The 15,864-nt window shown below is 51.0% G+C and carries 13 protein-coding genes; 3 read left to right on the top strand and 10 right to left on the bottom strand.

Features of this window, described 5'->3' with window-relative positions:
• Positions 1-12: 12 nt before the first annotated feature.
• Entirely contained in the window at positions 13-354 is a 342-nt protein-coding gene (locus ABE504_RS21625; RefSeq protein ID WP_430092782.1) for a zinc ribbon domain-containing protein YjdM, read from the top strand.
• A gap of 32 nt (positions 355-386) precedes the next feature.
• On the opposite strand, the gene ABE504_RS21620 is transcribed toward ABE504_RS21625, so the two are convergent.
• The 8 genes from ABE504_RS21620 to ABE504_RS21585 all read right to left on the bottom strand — a co-directional run bounded on the left by ABE504_RS21620 (position 387) and on the right by ABE504_RS21585 (position 9,879).
• Positions 387-593, bottom strand: coding sequence for a hypothetical protein (locus ABE504_RS21620; protein ID WP_430092519.1), 207 nt, complete (start codon positions 591-593; stop codon positions 387-389).
• A 417-nt stretch (positions 594-1,010) separates the two neighbouring features.
• Positions 1,011-1,187, bottom strand: coding sequence for a hypothetical protein (locus tag ABE504_RS21615; protein WP_430092516.1), 177 nt, complete (start codon positions 1,185-1,187; stop codon positions 1,011-1,013).
• Between the two features lie 84 nt (positions 1,188-1,271).
• On the bottom strand, positions 1,272-2,189 hold the full coding sequence (locus ABE504_RS21610; RefSeq protein WP_430092514.1) for an LLM class flavin-dependent oxidoreductase: 918 nt from the start codon (positions 2,187-2,189) through the stop codon (positions 1,272-1,274).
• Between the two features lie 864 nt (positions 2,190-3,053).
• Positions 3,054-4,682 carry a response regulator transcription factor gene (locus tag ABE504_RS21605; protein WP_430092512.1) on the bottom strand — a complete coding sequence of 543 codons (1,629 nt, stop codon included), beginning with the start codon at positions 4,680-4,682 and terminating at the stop codon, positions 3,054-3,056.
• A 2-nt stretch (positions 4,683-4,684) separates the two neighbouring features.
• Entirely contained in the window at positions 4,685-6,475 is a 1,791-nt protein-coding gene (locus tag ABE504_RS21600) for a cache domain-containing sensor histidine kinase (RefSeq protein WP_430092510.1), read from the bottom strand.
• 122 nt (positions 6,476-6,597) lie between these two features.
• Entirely contained in the window at positions 6,598-7,944 is a 1,347-nt protein-coding gene (locus ABE504_RS21595; protein WP_430092508.1) for an ABC transporter substrate-binding protein, read from the bottom strand.
• 133 nt (positions 7,945-8,077) lie between these two features.
• Entirely contained in the window at positions 8,078-8,905 is an 828-nt protein-coding gene (locus ABE504_RS21590) for a carbohydrate ABC transporter permease (protein ID WP_430092506.1), read from the bottom strand.
• Positions 8,906-8,925: 20 nt separating this feature from the next.
• Complete coding sequence (locus tag ABE504_RS21585) at positions 8,926-9,879, bottom strand: carbohydrate ABC transporter permease (RefSeq protein ID WP_430092504.1); 954 nt, start codon at positions 9,877-9,879, stop codon at positions 8,926-8,928.
• A gap of 334 nt (positions 9,880-10,213) precedes the next feature.
• Between ABE504_RS21585 and ABE504_RS21580 the strand changes: the two genes are divergently transcribed.
• Complete coding sequence (locus tag ABE504_RS21580; protein WP_430092502.1) at positions 10,214-12,433, top strand: S-layer homology domain-containing protein; 2,220 nt, start codon at positions 10,214-10,216, stop codon at positions 12,431-12,433.
• Between the two features lie 96 nt (positions 12,434-12,529).
• Here ABE504_RS21580 and ABE504_RS21575 read toward each other — a convergent pair whose 3' ends face one another.
• Entirely contained in the window at positions 12,530-13,975 is a 1,446-nt protein-coding gene (locus tag ABE504_RS21575) for a DEAD/DEAH box helicase (protein ID WP_430092780.1), read from the bottom strand.
• 44 nt (positions 13,976-14,019) lie between these two features.
• Entirely contained in the window at positions 14,020-14,754 is a 735-nt protein-coding gene (locus tag ABE504_RS21570) for a MerR family transcriptional regulator (protein WP_430092500.1), read from the bottom strand.
• 157 nt (positions 14,755-14,911) lie between these two features.
• Between ABE504_RS21570 and ABE504_RS21565 the strand changes: the two genes are divergently transcribed.
• Entirely contained in the window at positions 14,912-15,805 is an 894-nt protein-coding gene (locus ABE504_RS21565; protein WP_430092498.1) for an alpha/beta fold hydrolase, read from the top strand.
• Positions 15,806-15,864: the final 59 nt, after the last annotated feature.

Below are 15,864 nucleotides of genomic sequence, written 5' to 3'. Positions count from 1 at the left end.
AGAGAATAAATGATGGCGGAATTTCCAAATTGTCCTCAATGTAGCTCGGCGTATACCTATGAAGACAGAGGTTTATTTATTTGCCCGGAATGCAGTCATGAGTGGTCGAATGAATCGAAAAATGAAAAGAGTGAAGGTCATTCGATTATCAAAGATTCTAATGGAAATGTATTAAGTGACGGCGATACCGTGACCATAATCAAGGATCTTAAAGTTAAAGGAAGTTCATCCGTTTTGAAAATAGGCACGAAAGTAAAGAATATACGGCTCGTTGAAGGGGATCATGATATCGATTGCAAGATTGATGGTTTTGGTGCGATGAAATTAAAATCCGAGTTTGTAAAAAAAGTATAACCTTGATCTCATCCCTAACTATGAATGGCACCCTATCGGGTGCCAAATAAAGCTGGGCCTCCGTCACTCCCCTGCTCCCGATACACCTGCGGCGTCCGCTCCGTCATCGCACAGAACACTCGATTAAAGTGCCTCAAATTCACAAAGTCCACGTACTGCACGATCTGGTCGCGCGGGTCCACGTCGACCGCGGACTTTAAACTAGCTACTCTCTCGCTCTCGCCCCTGACATACCTCACTTGCTGCCCCCGTACCCCCGCCCCCCCTCGTTTACCTGCATTTTGTACATCTAATCCCACGAAATTGGCGATTCTGAAGCGATTACCTGCATTACCTACAGTTAATTCTTTGACAATCGCCCAGAATCACTCCAAAAAGGCGCTTTTCCCAAAAATTAGATGTAGGTTTTACAGGTAAACCACCACGGATTGCCCATTTCTACAAAATTACCTGTAGTTTTTGCAGGTGATGGGTGCGAGGGTTCGGGGAAGGTGGGGATTACTCCCCAATTTCATTAAGAATGTATGCTGCACACGACAACTCTCCAACGGCCAGTCACGCTTGCTGGGTTACCGAGTAGACTTAAAACCACCTAGACTGTATGACTGTCAGACGCGCAAACAAAAAACCGTCCACGTCGGACGGTTCTAAGCTCATTAATGGATCGGTCTCTTCGTACTTTCTTCTTTCAAAAAGGCAATGAAACGTAAAGCTTCCTGCTCCGATAATCGCTGTCCGTTCTTGGTAAAGGCGAACTCCTTCAGCAGTACATGTGCGTCTTGACCTAGTCGATCGATCAATAATTGAACGTCTGCATCTACCGTTTTTACCATGTCCCTTTACCTCCGGATCTTGTTTATAACTAGACTATAGCAGGCAACTATTTAGAAATTATTAGCAAACTTCTAGTAAAATATTTATTTCAAAGCAGCCAATAACTCATAGGAACGAAGCCGCTTCTCATAGTCAGGAACAGGAGACACGATCAGGTATTCATCGGCATGACAAATGCGCCCAAGCGACTCCAACTGCACGCGCAGACTGTCAGGCGTTCCCGTCAACAGCCGCCCCGACCCCTGCGGCATGTTCTGCTCCGATGGGAGCCGGAACCACGATTGGCTTTCTGCCGCCAAGCGCTTCGCCTCCTCTTCCGTCTCCGCGCATATTGCAGCTATCGCCAGCATCGCCTTCGGCTCGGCCATGTGCGCGGCCGGCTGGAACTGCTCGCGGTAGGCAGCTATCGTCTCGGCACCGTCCGCGTCGCTCATAAAATGGCCGAACACGTAGCCGGCGCCATGCTGCGCTGCAAAAGCGGCGCTTTTCGTGTTCGTGCCGAGCAGCCACACCTGCGGTGGCTCAGCCGGCAGCGGCCTTGCGGTCACAGGCTGATCTTCATAGGTATAACGTTGATGCAGAAAATCCATCAACGCTTGCAGCGTCTCTGGCATCCGGCTCACATTGCCCAGGAAATTGCCGCTGAGCGCAATTGCCGCATGGGCGGAGCCGCCGGGTGCCCGGCCGATGCCGAGATCAATCCGGCCCGGATACAGCGTCGCGAGCATATGGAATGACTCCGCGACTTTCATCGGCTTGTAGTGCGGGAGCAGCAGCGCTCCCGAACCAAGCCGGATCCGCTGCGTGCGCGCCCCGATATGCGCAAGCAGCACTTCAGGCGCGGTGCAAGCAAGCCCGGGCATATCGTGATGCTCGGCGACCCAGTAGCGCGCGTAGCCGAGCCGTTCCGCCGTCTGCGCCAAAACGGCCGCCTGCTCCAGCGCTGCCGCCGGGTCTGCCGGCGCGATGACAGGGGCAAGATCCAATACACTAAGCTTCATTCGCAGTTACCTCCCTTTTTTAAGTTAAAGAAAAAATAAAGCCATCGGCTGATGGCTGTTAATAACTAGCATGATGTTGTACTGTAGGAGTCAAATCAAAACCCACAATAAAGTAATTCACCGTATGCTGGCTGGGTGGGGTGGATTACTTTTTTGCTTTCCGATCAATGATACGCACAATCGGGTGAACAAACGTGCCCAGCCATGTATTTGTGCTTGTCCTACATGTATTCTAGCATACGAAACGAGCTCAGGTAACCTACTTTTTATGCTCTCAGACTCCTCACTGCACTCAACTGGAATTCCTCCCGTTCATACTCCATATTCTCGCTAAAATGGCCAGTTGAACTGGAATTTCTCCATCTCATTTAGGCTTGTGTGGCCCCATATCCCCTAAACGCACGAGATGAACTGGAGGTTTTCCAGTTCATCTCGCAAACTACTTAATTTGTTTAAAATAAACTGGAGAAATTCCAGTTGAAGCCCTCGCTAGCCTGCCACTCTCGTCCAAACTCGCTATATAACCTGCCAACGTGCGCACATCAACCCTCTCCCCTGCCTAAGCTCGATTCCATACAAAATCGATCAAGCTACTTTTCGCCGCTAAGCAGCCAGACGGGCCTGTTCGGGGAGCGCGAAGGGTGCCAAGCCTGCAGAAAAGCAGGAATTTGCCTCGTTCCCGACCTGCTTCGATGAAATGCCTGCAATTCGGCAGGCATTTAGGGCGAGAAGCACCTTAGGGGAGCGAATTCGGCCAAAAAACTGCTTTATCGCAGGTTTGTTAGTAAGAACGAATTTTTTTAGAGAATTTCCTGCCTATTCGCAGGAATTCACCTCTCCAGCTCAACTCCCGCCTTATCGCCCTCATACCCCGCCCGGCTTCGCCTGCCCGCGATATGCGTTCGGCACGAAGCCGGTGTGCGCCTTGAACAGCTTGCCGAAGTAGTTCTTGTTCTCGTAGCCGAGCATGTCCGCGATCTGCTCGACGCTCTTGTCCGTGATCTCGAGCAGCTCGCGGGCTTTTTCCATTTTCATCCGCGTGACGTATTCGATGAACCCCTCGCCGGTTTCGCGCTTGAACAGCCGGCTCAAATAGCTCGGATGCAGGTGAAGATGCTCCGCGGCGTCTTCGAGCGAGATTTTCGTGTCGAGATGGCTCTGCACGAAACGCTGGCACTCCAGAATCTCGCGATTGTGCGACTCGCGGTACACTTTGCCGGCCCATTCGATCGCCTGCTGCAAGTAGCTCCCCAGCCACGTTTCCAGCTCGCGGATGGAGGACAGCTCGTGCACGTCATGGTGCAGCAGCTCGGACGAGAACGTCGACTGGTAGTGCTGGAGCGATTTGAGCCGCATGCGCACGTCCAAAATCATTTTCAGCAGCCAGTCCTTCACTTCGAGCGGCCGGAACCGGTTGTACGCAATGTAGTCGACCCATTTGGAGACGAAGGCGCCCACCTCGTCCGTACGCTCGTCGAACACGACGCTGCGGAACTCATCCAGCGCCTGTGCGTACTGCGCCAGCAGCTCGCCGCCGTCTCCGAAGCTTTCCCGCACCTGGTCAAGCTTCAAGATCGACGCCTCCGGCAAGTAGAACCGCGATGGCTTTGTCTCCACGAGCCGCATGAGGAGATCCTTCAGCGCGCGCACATCTTTCACGGGGCTGCCGACGACGAAGGAGAACGAGATTTTCACGAACTTCTGCAGGCACGATTGCAGGTTGCGCAGTGTTGCTTCCATTTTCTGCGTATTGTTGATATGCAGATTCGAAATGTGCGGGAACAGCAGCACGATTTCTCCGGTATCGTAAGTAAACAGCGTAATGTCGCCCTGCTCGCCGATCAGTTCTTCCACAATATTTTCGATCGTATATTCAAAAAGATCCTTCGACTGAAACCGGCCCGTCGCCTCCTTCAGCCGATTCGCATAGCCCAGCACCGGGATGACTGCGTGCTTCTCCAAATGAATGCCGAAGTCCAGCGCCTTCGCCTGCCATTCCCGCTGGTCAAAGAGCGGCTCGTTGACCGTCGTCCGAATGAAATGCCGCTTCGTCGCGCCGCGCTGCTGCGATACCTCCTTTTCCAGCTTGCGGTGTTTGGACTGCGCATTGCCTTCGGCGTCAAGCTGCTCTTTGACCCGCTTCAACACCTCGGTAATGTTGGTCGCATTCATCGTTTCTTTCAATATATACTCGCTCACCGACAGCTTCACCGCCGCCTGCGCGTAATGAAACTCGTCGTGGCACGACAAAATGACCGCTTTCAGGTTCGGATCATCCTCGCGCAGCGACGTGATCAACTCAAGCCCGTTCATCTCCGGCATCCCGATGTCGCTGATCAGCACATCCGTCTTCGCCAGCTTGCCGGCCTGCAAAGCCTCCAAAGGATTGGCGTATGCACCCGTCAGTTGGTAGCCCAGCTCTTCCCACTTGATCGTTGCCTGCAAAAACTCCAACACCGGCAAATCATCATCTACAATCATGACGGTATACATCGTCAACTCTCCTTTTCCGGCTCTTGCGGGAAGCGCAGCGTAATTTGGGTGCCCTCCTCAGGTCGGCTCTCAATGTCGTAATCAAATCGATGCCCATAAATCAAACGCAGCCGCTCAAAAACGTTATAAATCCCGATGCCGGACAACGTCCGCGCCACCGACTTGTCGACCGCCGCTTCCACCGGCGGTGCCTCCAGCGCAACCCGCAGCTCCGCCAGACGCTCCGGCGTCATGCCGATGCCCGAATCCCGCACCTCGATCTGCAAGCGGCCATCCTCTGTAAGCCGCGAGGTGATCGTAATTTCACCGCCTTTACTTTTAAGGCCGTGAAGATAGGCATTTTCGATCAAAGGTTGGAGCAAAAACCGCGGAATCGGCACCAGCAGCGTATCTGAAGCCGCCTGAATGCGCAGCAGCACTTTGTCGCCATGCCGCGAGTTCAGCAGCCGAACATAATGTTCATTTGTATCAATCTCTTCATGCAGCGAAATATACGCGTTATTGCGGTTAATCGTCATCCGCAGCAGCGAGGACAGGGAGCTGATCAGCTCGGCGTTCTCCTCGTCGCCTTTCATCATGATTTTCAACCGAATGGAATTAAGGACGTTAAATAAAAAATGCGGGTTAATCTGCGCCTGCAGCATCGCCAGCTCTGCCTTCCGCTTGAGCTCCTGCTCGCGCTTGTTCTCTACTAGCATTCGCTCAATGCGGTCGATCATCCTGTCAAAAACGTACCCAAGCCGCCCGACCTCGTCGCCTCCGCTAATATTGGAGCGCTCGCTGAGCTGCCCCGACTCAATCCGGACAACCGTTTGCACAAGCCGCGCAATCGGCTTCGTCAACGTACGAACAACGGACAGCAGCAGTATCGCGAAAAGCACTAAAAAGCACAACTGGATAAAAAAGTCCTTGTTGCGGAACGACTCAATCTGCTGCGCGGCCGCCTTGTATGGCGTCATATTCACCAGACGCCATTCCGGCGTAACGCGGCTCGACATCATAATATAGTCTTCGCCGGCTACTTTGACGAACGAGGTACCTTCCTCTTCGCCAAGCTGCTCGAGGTAAGGGAATGGCTGACCAATGGTCGATGAATCCTTGTCTACGAGGATTTTCCCTGTATCGTCGATAATCACCATGGATTCCTTACCCTCATATTGGCGGAATAGCTGCTGCAATCCCCCCATTTCCAGGCCCACGATTACGTAGCCGTAAGTAAGACCATAGGTACGCAGCGGTTTCGCGGCTGTAAGTACATAAGGCTGCTTGGTTTCCTGCGCATAGTTGGGTTCGACGCCGATCCATTTGGCATTATACCCCGTCATGTTTTGCACATCGGGAAACCAGCTCTTCTCGGTGAAAGAGTGAGGATCAAAACTAAACGTCGAATAGGTGGCAACATACTGCCCATTTGGCATAAGCAGCGTGACATACATGTCGCCAAGCGGTCTTTTCACTGTGGCAATCCGTAGAGCCAGCGTCGTTTTATATCCCACAAGCTCCCTCTGATCGACGAAGGCGTCCGCGCGGCTTAGCTTCAAAATAGGTTCCTGCAAATCTTCATCGAATTGCAAAAAATTCATCATATACACCATATTTTTGAGCTGCCCGTCCACGAATTGATTCACAATACCCAGCGACTGCCGCGCATTGTTCTCTACTTGCACCCGCACCGCGTCGCGGGTAAAGAAATTCGATACGTACATCGACACGATGGACGGAATAACCAGACAAATAAGAATGGTCAAAACAAGCTTGTTACGGAGCGATAACGATCTGATCCTTGTCAGCAAGCGGGGTCTCCTCCCTCCCAAGGGAAGTATGTAAATGCGGAAAAAGAGGAGGCCTTCCGGCTCCCTCTTGCTTCCTCTTTCAGTATAGCAACTTCTGCCCAATTTCTAAAACAATTTAGGCCTTATTTCGCGTTGCTTTTACGAATATCTTCAATTTTTGCTTTTGCTGTCGAAATCGTTTTATCCAGATCTTGTTTGCCAGTCAGGTACAGCTCAACTTGCGTCAAGAATTCTTTCTCTTGTTGCAAAGCGTACGTTGGAGGCACAACCAGCTTCGTGGATTTGTTCACTTTCAACGTGTTCAGCAAAGATTCTTTGTCGATGAATTTCACTTGATCCGGCTTGCCGCTTGCCAGGATGGCATCTACGTTTTTCGCAATGTCGGCTTTTTTCCATGCGGAGAAGAACAGACCTTGTGTTTGGATACCTTCGGTTGTGTACCATTTGATGAAATCATAAGCCGCTTGCTTGTTCTTGGAGTTCGCCGCGATACCCAGGAAGTCCGCGCCTACTTCTGTCAAACCGTTTTCGTCTTTGGCATCATATTTCGGATACGGTGCAAAAACAGTGTTGAATTTCGCATTTTGGGAAAGCTCGCCGACCATCCAGTTGCCTGTTGCGAGCATCGCTGTTTTACCAGCGTAGAACACATCGCGGTAAGCCATTTTTTGCGAAACAACTTCGAAATAAGGAACGGAAGATTTATCGATGTTCTCCATTTTGTTACGCAGGTCTAGGGAGAAACGAACGCGCGGGTTGTCGATATTTTCTGTACCGTCGGATTTCACCAGGTATGCGTTGTTCATATCGTTGTTTTGCGCAAGCAGCGCGTAGTCTTTCCAGTTGTGGAAGTAGGAGCCGTACACTTTCGAAGCGCCTTCGCCGCTAGTCATTTTCTTCGCGTAGTCAGCATAGTCGTTCCAAGTCCAGTCTGTCGGCACTTTCAGACCCGCAGCATCCAATTTGTCTTTGTTCAACAGGACGAACCACTCGATCATTTTACCAGGAAGCGCGTAGTATTTGCCATCGACAACCGGGTCAAGCTTGTACTCGTCTTTGACAACGATGTTGTCTTTTTTCAAATAGCTGTCCAGAGGCTCCAGGATGCCTGCGCCAACGCGTTGTGCGAAGTCGGAAGCACTAGAGTACATGACAACGTCCATTTGCTCGCCGGAAGCGGCCAAGAGGTCAAGTTTTTTCATGCCTTCTTGGGAGTCGCCTTTCTCGGACATGCTCTCGTAAACCACTTTTACGTTCGGGTGAGTCGCGTTGTAAGCTTCAACCGTTTTGTTCCAGTTGCCTTGCGCTTCTGTGTACCAGCCTTGTACTTTAATCGTAACTGGAGCACTGGCTGTACCTTGTTTGCCGCTGTCTGTGGCAGCTGTATTATTTTCTTCTTTGCTTCCGCAAGCTGTTAATGCTGTAGAGAGAAGCAGAACGCCGCTCATGACGAGTAGACTCTTTTTCATTTGAACCCCTCCAAATTGTTTTTTGCGTGAAAACCTTTACATGACCGATAGTACCCTATCGGGGGGTGAGCACACGAGGCAATATTTTAACCTCATGCACTCATATTTTGACATGTTGCGACATACAGGACTGTTATCCTTTGACGCCGCCCATGGAAATGCCCTCGATAACTTGCTTCTGGCCGATGATGAAAATAATCAGGAGCGGCACGATCGCCGACACCGATGCGGCCATGATCAGCGAGTAAAAGTTGCCGTTCAAATCGGCAAAGGATTGAATCCCAAGCGGCAAAGTGAACAAGGTTTTCGTTCTCAGGAAGATCAGCGGATTCTGGTAATCGTTCCATGTCCAGATGAAACGCAGAATCGCATATGTGGCGATCGCAGGCTTTACAAGCGGTGTACAGATCGACCAGAAAATCCGGAAATGCCCTGCGCCATCGATCCGTGCCGATTCCATGTATTCTTCATGGATACCGAGGTAAAATTGGCGAAGCATGAACGTACCGAGTACGGAGAACGAACCGAGCAAAATCAAGCCGAAATGGCTGTCGAACAAGCCTACCCAACGGAACAGCAAGAATTGCGGAACCAGGATCGCTTGGCTCGGAATCATGTAGATCACAAGGACCAGAACAAAGATCACATTGCGGCCGCGGAACTTGATTTTGGAGAAGGAATAGGCGGCCATTGACGACAGCAGAACGGAGAGCGCCGTCGTGCATACGGTGACTTTAATGGAATTCCAATAGTAGAGCGGGAAATTCGTCGACCACACTTCTTTATAGTTCTCGATCAACTGCCAATGCTTCGGAATCCACTGAATCGGATAAATAAATACGTCCGCCTCCGGCTTCATGGACGCCGAAATCATCCAGATGAACGGGGACATGAACAATATCCCGATCACGCACATGAGCAGCGTCAGCAGCGTTTTTTTCAATTTTTCAAACTTGTCCATGGGAGTTCCTCCTTCTTCTCTTAATAGTTAACCCATTTACGCTGTCCGAACCATTGAATGAGCGTAATCAGCAGGATAAGAATGAGCAGTACGATCGCCATCGCTGACGCATAACCGGATTGCAGATTGATAAACGCCGCATCGTACAGACGCGTCACCACGACACTCGTGGAGTTTGCTGGACCGCCGCCTGTCAAAACCATAATCACGTCAAACACCTTGAACGTCCCAATAATGCCCGTTACAAGCAGGAAGAACGTTGTCGGCGACAGCATAGGCACCGTAATTCTCAGGAATTGCGTCCATTTGGAGGCGCCGTCGATGTCAGCCGCTTCGTAGAGATCTTTCGGAATCGACTGCAAGCCGGCCATAAAGATAATCATGTTGTACCCGATGTTCACCCAGACCATCAGCCCCATCACGCAATACAGGGCAAAGTCCGGATCGGCCAGCCATTTTGGCGGATTGGCCATGCCCCAGCTGATTAGAATTTGGTTAATCGGCCCGTAGGTCGGGTGGAACAACACCTGGAATACAATCGCTACCGCGACGATCGAGGAAATGTACGGCACGAAGTAAACGACTTTGAACAGATCTTTGAAATAAATTTTCTTATCGATCACGATGGCGAGCGCCAACGAGCAAATGAGTGTAAGCGGCACGACAATCATCAGAATCAAGTTGTTTTTCAAAGATAGCAGGAAGACCGTGTCGTGAATCAGCTTCACGAAGTTGTCCATCCCGACGAATTTTACTTTAGAGAAGCCCGCTACGAAGTTCCAGTTCGTAAAGCTCAGAAAGAACGATGCAATAATCGGAAACAGTGTAAACGCGGTAAGTCCCAGCAGCATCGGTGCAACGAACGCATAGCCGATGAGATCCTCTTTAATCTGCCGCGAAGACCGCTTGGATTTCGCTTTGGCCGAAGAGTCGGACGCCGCACCCGCGGATTGTGAAGTTATATGGTTAGCCATGCACTCACCCCATGTCGTATTTTCTCTCATTTTATCGTGCCAGCGCGAACGGAGTAAGTCACAGATTTAACCCGTTGGAGTAATATTTTAACCTGCGGGACGAAATTTAACCTAAATTCCGAGGCTTGCTTCACACTTGAGGGTATCCAATTAAATACATAGGAAGGAAGCCTTTAGTCCCAGTAATTCATTTCACTGCTTTCCAATTTATATCAATTGAGATATATTTGTATCAGCGTAAGTAATATATTACTAGTTCCTAAGGAGGTAGGCAGAACCAAATATGCTAGGCAAGTATTCAATAGCTTTTTAATTAATTGATGGAGATGATAATGTGTTAAAAAGGAAAGTAAGCAGTTTGTTCCTCATCCTATTCCTATTCTTCAATATTTCCACGTCGGCTTATGCTGAAAATGTCAGTCAAATCATCGGTGACAATAACACTGTTGTGTTTGTGGATCTGACGCCAAATTACGATTGGGCAAAGGAAGCGATAAAAAGCTTTGCTCAGCAAGGGATCGTTTCGGGCGTTGGCGACGGCAAATTCGCTCCGGATGAAATGGTTACAAGAGAGCAGTTTGCTAAAATGCTAGTTTTAACCTTTAACGCGGCCCTGACTTCACCTCAAGAACCTACTTTTTCAGATGTTCCGCTGGATAAGTGGTCCAATCCTTATATTGAAGTAAGCAAGGATTTTCTTACGGGTTATGTCAATCCGTTTGGCGGTAAGATGAGTTTTCACCCTGAAGAGGCGGCTACTCGCGAGGATATTGCCGTGTCGTTAATCCGAATCATGGGTCTTTCCGATCAAGATGTCAGTAATCCCAATTATGCAAAATACGCTTTCAACGATGCTTATAACATTTCACCCGGACTATTAAAATATGTGAGTATCGCGGCTGAACGAGGACTAATTAATGGATATGAAGATGGTACCTTCAGACCTACACAAGGAATTACTCGCGCCGAAAGCGTTGTATTGCTCAATAGAGCTACGAAACAAGCCGTATCTTCAGCGACGGAGGAATTAGACGTATCCGCTTCAATTATCACTGGTCAAAATCCTAACGAAGTGACCCTCTCCGTTAAAGCGGAAGAAGGCACTAAGATAACGGTTGACGGCGAAGCCTTAAGGATGGACAAGATGGGGAATGGGTACATCGGGGGCATGGTGCTGTATTCATTCGAAGAGGAAGGAACGAAAACCTTTAAGATTGAGGCAACAAAAGGCGCAAAAAGGAAGATGCTAGAGAAAACAGCAAAATATCAAATTCTAGCCCCTGTTCTAACCATAACACAAGCTCCGACAAACTCGGAAATCAATTCCGCAACGATCAAAGGCACCGTATCTGATAAGAATGACAGCAATCCTATTGTTACCATTAACGGAAAAGATGTCGGAGCCTATTATGGCAGCTTCGAGAAAACAGTCAGTTTGGTGGAAGGCGATAACACTTTCACCATCGTGGCGACAAACAAATTAGGGAAGTCCACAACGGTTGAGAAGACCATCTCTTTCGGCGCCGGAGCTCCTATACTCAATATCACCCAAGCTCCAATAAACTCGGAGATCAATTCCGCTACCATCCGAGGTACCGTATCCGATACAAATGACAGCAATCCTATTGTTACCATTAACGGAAAAGATGTCGGAGCCTATTACGGCAGCTTCGAAAAAACGGTCAGCTTGGCGGAAGGCGATAACAAATTCACCATCGTGGCGACGAACAAGCTTGGGAAGTCCACCACGGTTGAGAAGACCATCTCTTTCGGTGCCGGATCTCCTGTACTCAACATCACCCAAGCGCCAACAAGCTCAGAGATCAATTCGGCCACCATCCGAGGTACCGTATCCGACAAGAATGACAGCAATCCTATTGTTACCATTAACGGAAAAGATGTTGGAGCCTATTATGGCAGCTTCGAAAAAACGGTCAGCTTAACGGAAGGCGATAACAAATTCACCATCGTGGCGACAAACAAATTAGGGAAGTCCACTACGGTAGAGAAAACCATCTCTTTCGGTGCCGGAGCTCCTGTACTCAATATCACCCAAGCCCCAGTGAGTTCGGAAGTCAATTCCGTCACCATCAGAGGCAACGTATCCGACAAGAATGACAGCAATCCTATTGTTACCATTAACGGAAAAGATGTCGGGGCCTACTACGGCAGCTTCGAAAAAACGGTCAGCTTGGCGGAAGGCGATAACAAATTCACCATCGTGGCGACAAACAAATTAGGGAAGTCCACCACGGTAGAGAAAACCATCACGTTTATTATTTCGGCGCCTCAAATCACCTTTACCAACATGCCGGAAGTAACGAATCAAAAAACGCTGTCTCTGCAAGGTAATATAAGGGACAATGACAGTAATCTAAAATTGTATATCAACGATCAAGAGGTTAGCTTGGATTATAGTAAAAATTTCTCAAAAAGCGTTACACTTTCAGAAGGCGATAACACATTCGTGTTCAGAGCCGTAAATAGCTACGGCAAATCCACCTCTATCGTGAAAACGACGAAATTCACAGAACCTGTACCATCCAAACCTTAAGAAGGTACACTTCGCACCGTCATAAGCAATACGTATAAATGAGTTCAAGCCGTTGCCTTTTTTTCCGGGCAGCGGCTTTTTATCTGAAACTTCTCCCTAATTCCTCGCTTCGTGCACTTTCAACTGTTTGCCTTTAATCTTCGTGTGCTTCATCATGGCCAGTACTCTCGGCCCCTTGCCGTTCAGGATGTCCACGTACGACGCGGTATCGCCGATCGTAATAATGCCGATATCCGCAGCCGTCATGCCTTCCAGTTTCGAAAGCGTGCCGACAAAGTCGACGGCGCGCAGCTTCTTCTTTTTGCCTCCATTAAAATACAGCTTCATGATGCCCTCGTTCAACTGCTCGTTCCGAGCCGGCTTCAGGGCCAGCTCCTCCTGCAGCTTCTGCTCCCAGGCGGGCAACGCTGCCGTAACTTCCGCCGCAGTCGGCAGCGCCTGGCGCTGAATGTCGAAGCCGAGATACGCCTCGATCTCCGGCACCAATTTCTCCTCGTTCGGCGTCACGAGCGTGATCGCCTTGCCCGCCTTGCCGGCGCGGCCCGTCCGGCCGATCCGATGCACGTAGCTTTCCTTCTCCAGCGGAAAATCGTAGTTGATCACGTGGGTGATCGCCTCCACGTCTATGCCGCGCGCCGCGACGTTCGTCGCGATGAGGAAGCGGAACTCGCCGCGCTTGAACGCGTTCATCACAAGAAAGCGGTCGTCCTGCAGCATGCCGCCGTGAATTTCGTCGCACGGCAGTCCAAGCTCGTCCAGCCGCTGGAACAGCGCGTCTACGCCTTCCTGCGTGCGGCAGAACAAGATGCAGCTCTCCGGATTCTCCACGACGAGCACATCGTGAAGCACTTGCAGCTTCTCCGCCGGATCGACGGCGAGAAGCCGATGTTCGATCTGAGCCTTGCTCTCCTCCGGCGCCTGAACCGCGATGTCGACGGGGTCCTGTTGATAGCGGTGGCAGAGCCGCTCCACATCCTCGGGCAGCGTCGCCGAGAACAGCATCGTCCTGCGCGCAGTCGGCAGCTCATCGATGATCGCGCTGACCTGCTCGATGAAGCCCATGCGCAGCAGCTCGTCCGCCTCGTCGATGACGAGAAAGCGCAGCTTCGATACATCCAGCGTCCCTTTCTGGATGTGGTCGAGCACGCGTCCGGGCGTGCCGACGACGACGTGACATTTTTGCCGCAGCTCGAGCTTCTGTCTTGCAAACGGCTGCTTGCCGTACAGCGCCACCGCCTTGATCCGCTTCAGGCGGCCGATGTCGGTGACGTCGCTGCGAATCTGGTCCGCCAGCTCGCGCGTCGGCGTCAGAATGAGCGCCTGCGGGCGATTCTCCTCCCACTGGACACGCTCGCAGATAGGGATGGCGAACGCGGCCGTTTTGCCGCTGCCAGTGCGCGCTCGCACGGTGACATCCCGCTCTTGCAAGGCAGTCGGAATGACGGCCATCTGCACATCCGTCGGCTGCGTGTAGCCGAGGCTCTGCAAAGCGCGCAAGATGTCGGCGCTCAGGTGAAATTGCGTGAAACTTGTTGTAGGTATCGTCACGTGCCGTGCTCCTTTGGGGTAATCGTGGTTTCATTGTACTACATTTCGGTATGGGGATTCACAGCTTCTCCGTTGCGGATTAAGGAGATATATGCCATGAGCTCAGCAATGCCCGCGTAGCGAATAACCAGCTTTTCATTCAAATGCTGCAAAGCAAGCTGAAACGCCTGATCAATTTCAGACAAGTTACGGCGATCCAGGTCGTCCAGCAACTCTCTCAAATTGTCGATATAATACACCGTTCTCCGCAGACTGCGGATGACCAGGATTTTGCGCAATTCCTTCTGCGTGTACAAGCGATAGCCGCTCCTGTGCTGCCTGTCCGAGGAGACCAGCCCCTCCTGCTCCCAGTGCCGAATGGCTGACGTATTCACGCCTGCCAGTTGCGCAGCTTGCCCGATGGTCATCTGAGCCGGAATGGGAGCATTCCCGTACGGGGTCAAATCGGAGCGTTGAATCATCTCCGAGATCGCTTGGACACGCCGTTTCTCCTCCTGTAAATCATTGAGCTGCTCGTTAAGCTGCCAGAGCCCCTCCACTGCCGTGCCCCGCTTCACATGCCGCATAGCTTCATAGGCTGGAGGAATATCAAAACCTTTCAATAATGCGCGGATGCTGCGAAAAGCTTGCAAATGCACAGGCCCGTAGCTGCGGTGACTGCCGGAAGTGCGGGGAACATCAGGAATCAGCCCCTGCCCCTCGTATCTTCGTAACGTCGTCGTGCTGACTTGCAGCATTTCGGCGATTTGCGCCGGTGTATAGACATTCGTCATGAAACACCTCTTCAACCTTCATCTCAAACCTTCAAGTGCTACGCAAAGTTTCATCTTCTCTACAGTATAGGCGATAGGCGGTGTGCCGTGCAAAACCGGGATATTGCGTTTATGTTGTACGATAGAAGGGACAACAAAAAAGGAGTGTGGATTTGTGATGATTCAAAAGCAAATTGGTTTACAGAACGGTACCCTACTAGAGGTGCAATTAACCGGATGTGCAACAGGTCCCGTCATCATGCTGCCTGGCGCTAAAACTTCGGTCTATGGCGCGGAAGCCGAAGCCCTCAAACAGTGGGGAGTTGATCCTGAATTAGGCCGGCATCTGAGCGAAGGATTGTCCGATACGTTTCAGGTGCTGACCTTTGACTATGAGAAGCATATCATGCAGCATCCTCAACCAGAGACATTTACTCCAGCGAATATTGTACAAGATTTACTTCGCATTGCGGATGGCATGGATGTCAAGCGATTCAGCTATTACGGCTACTCTTGGCTGGCGGTAATTGGTTTGCAGCTTGCACTCCGCACCGACAGACTGGACAGCCTCGTCATGGGCGGCTTCCCACCGTACCGGGGACCTTACGATGAAATGTTAGCTGTCACGACCGCGACGCATACACTGGCTCTGGCCCACTTGCAAACGTCGGAGTCGACGAAGGCAGCAAGTCTCGATGCTGGCCAGCCGGATGCTTACGACTGGGATGCCGCTCCTGTCGCTCTCAATTCCCGGCAAACACAACAGTTTCGCACGTTATATGCCGCATTATCCGGTTTTGACGATACCGTCATTCATGAAAAGCTGCGCAACCTGCCCAAACTGGTGTTTGCGGGCGAAGCTGATACGATCGTGTACGGCGAGCGGTTTGGCGGCGTCACGGTGGACATCGCGGGACGCTTGCAGGAAAGCGAAGTCGATCTGACTCGCCACGGCTGGGATGTGGCAATGATTCTTGGGGCAGAGGGGGATCACACGAAAGCAATGCAGCCCGCAGCCGTGCTGCCCGTGATCGTGCCATGGCTGCTGAGATGTTTGGTCGACCCGAAGTAAGCGGGACATAGACGCTCTCAGGTTGATGACCGGCGCCAAAGGCCGCTCTCTCATCAATA

The organism is Paenibacillus oryzisoli (assembly GCF_050467285.1).
Lineage (GTDB): Bacteria > Bacillota > Bacilli > Paenibacillales > NBRC-103111 > Paenibacillus_E > Paenibacillus_E oryzisoli_A.
Note: the sequence above shows the minus strand (reverse complement) of the source record. Positions and strands in the feature narration are given on the sequence as shown.

Bases quoted from the DNA above. Each gene is read 5' to 3' on its own strand.
- ABE504_RS21585 (WP_430092504.1), bottom strand. From the start codon at position 9,879: ATGGCTAACCATATAACTTCACAATCCGCGGGTGCGGCGTCCGACTCT.
- ABE504_RS21610 (WP_430092514.1), bottom strand. From the start codon at position 2,189: ATGAAGCTTAGTGTATTGGATCTTGCCCCTGTCATCGCGCCGGCAGAC.
- ABE504_RS21595 (WP_430092508.1), bottom strand. From the start codon at position 7,944: ATGAAAAAGAGTCTACTCGTCATGAGCGGCGTTCTGCTTCTCTCTACA.
- ABE504_RS21565 (WP_430092498.1), top strand. From the start codon at position 14,912: ATGATTCAAAAGCAAATTGGTTTACAGAACGGTACCCTACTAGAGGTG.
- ABE504_RS21625 (WP_430092782.1), top strand. From the start codon at position 13: ATGGCGGAATTTCCAAATTGTCCTCAATGTAGCTCGGCGTATACCTAT.
- ABE504_RS21605 (WP_430092512.1), bottom strand. From the start codon at position 4,682: ATGTATACCGTCATGATTGTAGATGATGATTTGCCGGTGTTGGAGTTT.
- ABE504_RS21570 (WP_430092500.1), bottom strand. From the start codon at position 14,754: ATGACGAATGTCTATACACCGGCGCAAATCGCCGAAATGCTGCAAGTC.
- ABE504_RS21615 (WP_430092516.1), bottom strand. From the start codon at position 1,187: ATGGTAAAAACGGTAGATGCAGACGTTCAATTATTGATCGATCGACTA.
- ABE504_RS21590 (WP_430092506.1), bottom strand. From the start codon at position 8,905: ATGGACAAGTTTGAAAAATTGAAAAAAACGCTGCTGACGCTGCTCATG.